5 protein-coding genes and 2 pseudogenes are annotated in these 6,013 nt (G+C 42.4%); 5 read left to right on the forward strand and 2 right to left on the reverse strand.

Annotated features, from left to right (window positions below):
• From O9323_RS15150 to O9323_RS15170, 5 genes are all read left to right on the forward strand, one after another.
• Window positions 1-425, forward strand: a 425-nt coding sequence (locus O9323_RS15150) for a HEPN domain-containing protein (protein ID WP_288125375.1), incomplete at its 5' end; no start/stop codon positions are given.
• Window positions 426-571: 146 nt separating this feature from the next.
• Window positions 572-2,290, forward strand: coding sequence for an ABC1 kinase family protein (locus O9323_RS15155; RefSeq protein WP_016516864.1), 1,719 nt, complete (start codon window positions 572-574; stop codon window positions 2,288-2,290).
• 36 nt (window positions 2,291-2,326) lie between these two features.
• Complete coding sequence (locus O9323_RS15160) at window positions 2,327-2,704, forward strand: hypothetical protein (protein ID WP_002734118.1); 378 nt, start codon at window positions 2,327-2,329, stop codon at window positions 2,702-2,704.
• Between the two features lie 129 nt (window positions 2,705-2,833).
• Entirely contained in the window at window positions 2,834-4,171 is a 1,338-nt protein-coding gene (locus O9323_RS15165) for an anthranilate synthase component I (protein WP_149107961.1), read from the forward strand.
• A gap of 161 nt (window positions 4,172-4,332) precedes the next feature.
• The gene (locus O9323_RS15170; RefSeq protein WP_288125376.1) at window positions 4,333-5,298 is read left to right on the forward strand and encodes a permease; all 966 of its coding nucleotides are present in this window, start codon (window positions 4,333-4,335) and stop codon (window positions 5,296-5,298) included.
• A gap of 229 nt (window positions 5,299-5,527) precedes the next feature.
• On the opposite strand, the pseudogene O9323_RS22710 reads toward O9323_RS15170, so the two are convergent.
• Window positions 5,528-5,638, reverse strand: a pseudogene (locus O9323_RS22710) (tetratricopeptide repeat protein); the annotation flags it as partial.
• A 32-nt stretch (window positions 5,639-5,670) separates the two neighbouring features.
• Window positions 5,671-5,868, reverse strand: a pseudogene (locus O9323_RS22715) (PIN domain-containing protein); the annotation flags it as partial.
• Window positions 5,869-6,013: the final 145 nt, after the last annotated feature.

The following is a 6,013-nucleotide window of genomic DNA, read 5'->3' on the forward strand; positions in this document are numbered from 1 at the left end:
ATAAGCAAAAATTATCACACAAAGTCGAGAAGAGCCGCTCAATTTCCGAGGTACTACCAATGATTGAAAATCTCCTCACCAACAAACTTAATAGTAATTATTGGCTAGAGACTGAAATTAGAGAAAACCTCAGATATAAAAGCTTTCAACAACCGGACAAGATAGCGGAGGCCATTAGATTAATTTCAGCCAAGAAATTGTGGGAAGAAGTGGCCAGCAAACTAAATAAACCAGCCAAAGATATTAAAAGCCAACTTAGCATAATTGTTGATCGAAGGAACAAAATCGCCCACGAAGCTGATATAGACCCGAGTTATGGCATTGGCAGTCGCTGGAATATCGATGAAAATCTCGTTAATGATGCCGTTACCTTTATAGAACAGCTTGTTGAAAATATCCATCAGGTACTTGAGGACATCCACTAGCCGAAAATTTCCCCAGCAGTCCAGCAATAAATACTTATGATTTCTCAGGGAATTATAACAATTATTAAATAATGTGTAGTTTTGTATACTGATGTCAAGAACTTAGCTACAATATCAAGTGGCGTAAGATATATAGAGATTAGCTAGTGAGTCGGCATCAAGACAGTCAAACTGACCGGAAACGAGAAGAAACACAGTTCACTCCTTACAGTGCAGAAGCGATCGCTCAACAATACCGTTACAAACCTTGGCAATTGTTCGGTCGCGCTTTCGTGATTACTTGGTCTTTAGGATTATTTCTCCTCAGTCTCCTCTGGGACAAATGGACAAAGCAAGAAGAAGCCAATAAATACAGGCGTGCCAGCGAACTTAGGCAAATTCTCACCCGTTTGGGTCCCACCTTCATCAAAGTCGGTCAAGCTCTCTCTACCCGCCCCGACCTCGTTCGCAAAGACTTTTTAGACGAATTAGTTAAACTGCAGGACCAACTTCCCCCCTTCGATAACGATATCGCTTTTGCCCTTATCGAGACAGAATTGGGGATGCCTGTAGAAAAAGCCTATCGAGAAATATCCCCCACCCCCGTGGCTGCCGCTAGTTTAGGACAGGTTTACAAAGCTATTCTACCCACCGGCGAAGAAGTAGCCGTTAAAGTGCAAAGACCGGGGCTGCGGGCGCTTTTAAGCCTCGATTTATACCTAATGCGCTGGGCTGCCCAAAAATTTGGTCGTTTATTACCCCTCAATCTCGGCCATGACCTCACCTTGATTGTCGATGAATTCGGCACCAAACTCTTTGAGGAAATCGACTATCAAAACGAAGGTTGCAACGCTGAAAAATTCGCCACCAACTTCCAAAATAACCCCGAAGTTAAAGTTCCCAGTATCTACTGGCGTTATAGTGGTCGCCGCGTCCTCACCCTGGAATGGATTGATGGCTATAAACTCACCGATACCGAGAATATCAAAGCTTTAGGATTAGACCCCAATAGTATCGTTAAAATCGGCGTAACCTCCGGATTACAGCAACTCCTCGAACACGGCTTTTTCCACGCTGATCCCCACCCGGGTAATCTTTTCGCCACTTTTGATGGTCGCATGGCCTATATTGATTTTGGCATGATGGACCAGTTAGAGGAGGAAACTAAAGAAACCCTCGCTAGTTGCGTCGTCGATTTAATTAACAAAGACTACGAAAACCTGGCCGCCAACTTTGTCAAACTGGGATTTTTAACCCCAGAAACGGATATAAAACCCATTATTCCGGCTCTAGAACGGGTTTTAGGCAATGCCATCGGTCAAAGGGTCGGTGACTTCAATTTCCGCACTATTACCGATGAGTTCTCCGAATTGATGTACCAATATCCCTTCCGGATTCCCGCCAAATTCGCCCTGATTATTCGTTCCCTCGTCACCCAAGAAGGGGTGGCCCTTACCCTCGATCCTAACTTCAAAATCGTCCAAGTGGCCTATCCCTACGTCGCTAAACGTCTCCTGACCGGGGAATCGCCTCAACTGCGCCGGCGTTTACTGGATGTACTGTTCAAAAACGGTAAATTCCAGTGGCAACGCCTAGAAAACATGATTACAATGGCTCGATCGGAAAGTAACTTCGATTTACTGCCCACAGCGCAATTAGGCATCACTTTTCTTCTCTCGGAAGAAGGTCGTTATCTGCGTCGTCAATTGCTATTAGCTTTAACGGAAGATGACCGTCTCCATACTGCCGAAGTGCAACGTCTCTGGAGTTTAATTCAAGGAGAATTGCAACCGCGGCGACTCTTGGATGTGGCCATGAGCGCTTTTCGGGAATTATCGTCCCAAGGTGTGGCCGCTGTCCTTCCGCGAGAAACCAGTTCGCGTTAAAGTGTTTAAGGTCATCATCGGTTAATCACTTTTTCTATGGATTATTATTTTCTGCCCCAACCACCCTATTTTCTAGTTTTTGCCGGTTTATTTATCGGTATTACCTGCGGGGCTGCTTTTGAAGCTAGTCTCAAGCAAGTGGTTAACAATTGGTATAAAAATAAGGGTTCAGACGATCAAAATCTTTTAAAATCCAGTTCCTTACAAATTCCTTTTATTGGTATTTGTGTAGGAATCTGTCTTTTCCTGGCCTCGGGATTAGATATATTTATTCTCAATGGTTGGGTTGCCTACGCTATCTCTCTCCCGATGACTATCTTTATCGGTGGTCTGGTTTGGAGTCAGTTAGGGGAATTGTTAGGCCAATTACAGCGCGGCGGTTCTAAAGAAATTGACCTCGATTATCGGGGATAATTACGAGGCAGCAAACATTTAGGACTAAGATAATAGGTGTTAGCAGATAGGAAAGATCAACTCCCCCACAACTAACACCAAAACCCTAGTTATACCCAATTTTCCAGCTATTTTAGCCCGCGATTTTAGATGCAAAAACCTTTAGCATGGCATTGGCGATCGCTTCCTCTGCATCAGCGCACTGGTTCCGAGGTTTTTGCCTGCTTATTCTCCCAAGATGCGATCGCTACTTTACTAGAAAGTCCCTATCCGGGTAATTCCCTCTCCCGTTACTCTCTTTGTGCTGGTTCCCCGCGTCAGCTTTGGACCCCTGCATTAGGGGAAATTTTGCCCTTTTTAAGCAGTTTACTCCTCCAACCCCGATGTGATCATCTTCCCGATCATCTTCCCTTCCATGGCGGTTGGTTGGGGTGGTTAGGCTACGATTTAGCTTGGGAAATAGAAAAATTACCCGACAGGAAAGCTGATACTCTCCCTTTTCCCGTCGCTTATTGGTATGAACCGGATAGTTTTGCCATTCTCGATCACCAAGCACAAATTCTCTGGTTAGCTGCCACTAAACCTGAAGATTTAGATAAATACGAACAATCTTTAACCACTAACCCCGATTTTGAGTTCATCGATCCCCAACCCTCTCCCTTAATCTTTTATACTTCTCAACTCGACTACGAAAAAGCTGTTAAAAAAGCCTTAGATTATATCAGAAAAGGTGATATTTTTCAAGCAAATTTATCCCTAAGATTTCAAAGCACAACTAAGGCAAAAGGATGGCAAATTTATCGCAGTTTACAACAGATTAACCCTTCTCCTTTTGCCAGTTATTGGCGCACCCCTTGGGGAGAAATGATTAGTTGTTCTCCCGAAAGATTGGTCAAATTAGAAAGGGGAATAGCCAGCACTAGACCGATCGCTGGAACCCGTCCCCGGGGTAAAACCGAGGCACTCGATCGACAATTGGCCGAGGAACTATTAACTAATAAAAAAGAACAGGCCGAGCATATTATGCTAGTGGATCTAGAACGTAATGATCTAGGTAGAGTTTGTGAATGGGGATCGGTTTATGTGGATGAATTACTGACGATCGAGCGTTATAGCCATGTTATGCACTTGGTCAGTAATGTTCAAGGAAAATTAGATAAAAAGTATCATGCTATTGATTTAATTAAAGCTCTTTTCCCCGGGGGAACAATTACCGGTTGTCCGAAAGTTCGTTGTCTAGAAATTATCGAAGAATTGGAACCGGTGCGACGCAATTTATTCTATGGTTCCTGTGGCTATATTGACCTACGGGGTCATTTAGATTTGAATATTCTCATCCGTACCCTATTAATGACTACTCAAGGGAATTTAAACACCGTTTGGGGACAAGTGGGAGCGGGAATAGTTGCCGATAGCGATCCCGAAAAAGAATGGTTAGAATCCCTTCATAAAGCTGAGGCACAATTAATCGCTTTACGTTCTTTTTAATTGTTGATTTCAACAAACTAACCTATTGTTGCATCTTGCATGAGTGCCTTTTGCCTTTTGCATGAGTGCCTATCCTAACCAAGAAATTAATTTGGCACGACTACTTACTTTTTACCTTATCTGCTATTTTGTAGGATAGCTTCCGATCTTGAACCCTATTCATGAATCAAATTTCTATCGCCGTTACTTTTTTTCTTAGTTTAGTCTTGACCTCGCTTCCCTTTTTACTTTTGGGGACAGCCGTTTCCAGTTTTTTGCTGGTTTTCGTCAATAAACAGCGATTAGCGGCGATATTTCCCCGTAATCGACTGTTAAGAGCGATCGTTGGCAGTACAATCGGATTAATCTTACCCGTCGGACAATACGGCACGATTCCCGTCGCTAGAAGATTTTTATTAGAGGGAGTACCCCCAGGGGTGGTGTTTAGCTTTCTCACCGCTGCACCTACCCTAAATATCGTCACTCTTTGGCTAACTTGGCAGACTTTCACCTATTCTAGTATTTTCTTCTATCGATCGCTTTCGGTGTGGTTAATGGCAATTTTTATCGGCACTCTCTTTAGTTTCTATCGGGAAAAACCCCGCACCGATAGCGAAATTCCCCTAGAATCGAGTTTAGTTCTTTCCGGTAGTTTTTTACCGGAGGAAGCAGCCAGTCAACCCCTACAAAGAGTCGGCAGTCTTGTTTATGAGTATAAAACTAGAGATAGGCAAGCTTGGCCAATTTCTGTGCAGTTATTTCTCGATAACTTTATCGATGAAGCACTGGAATTAGGGGGATTATTAATTATTGGCTGTGCCATCGCTAGTATCTTTCAGTTATTATTACCTCAGAGTCAATTAATTGCCTGGGGGGATACTCCCGTTACTCAAATTCTCGTGCAGTTGTTTTTTGGTTTCACTCTCCCTGTTAATGCCAGTCTTAGCACTTTTCTCCCCGGTTCTTTAATTACTAATCTGTCCGTGGGTTCCACTCTAGCTTTTTTACTGGTCGCTTCCCTCATTGATATTAAAGCTTTTATCCTTCTCCTATCAGCTTTCCGTCCTAAAATCGTCCTTTATTTCGGAATTTTATGCCTGTTAATGACTTTTTTAGTGGCTCTGATCCTCAGTTTTTATTTAGGTTGAATTACTTCCGGGTCAGAAAATTTTTCTCTTGACAAAAGCCCCTTGACATGATATTATATTCATAATGGAAAATCCGTGCGCTTGCGAACCCTCTTTTCCAACGGTCTTAACTATGATTGATGTGATTATGGGATTGACTATGATTGGTTCATTCAATCAATCTTCATCTCTAATCCACTCTTAACTAGCTCCCTAGTCATAGTTCATCATTCAATCATTCCAATGATAGTTAAGACAGCATCCTCAGATAATTCTGATAAACGGTTTGGGTATGGGGATGATTGTCTCCTAATACTTGGGTAGCAATATTAATCGCTTCTCGATAGAGAGGTTCCGCTTCTGTGTACCTGCCTTAGCAATAGTACAATAGTGCTAGGTTGTTGAGAGATACCAATTTTCATAACTAAGATTGGGAATATTTTGAAAATGCTTAATGTTAGCTGTAATCAGAGTATAATCGCAATAAATAGCAGTCGCAGCAATAAACAAATCAATCGGGGTAATTAGTTGTCCTTTTATTCTAAGATTAACGTATATTTGAGTAGCTATATCACTAATTTCACGGTCATAAGCAGGGAGCATCTCACCTTTGCAATAAGTAGAAATGCTTAATGAGATCAATAAAAAAGTTAAAAAAGGCAACCATTTAGATAAGCACAGCGATGACGAAGGACTTGCGGTACATTACCAGATTCCCAACTTGCACCAGTAATTT

The sequence above is a fragment of the Microcystis sp. LE19-131.1A genome (assembly GCF_027532015.1).
Classification (GTDB): domain Bacteria; phylum Cyanobacteriota; class Cyanobacteriia; order Cyanobacteriales; family Microcystaceae; genus Microcystis; species Microcystis ichthyoblabe_A.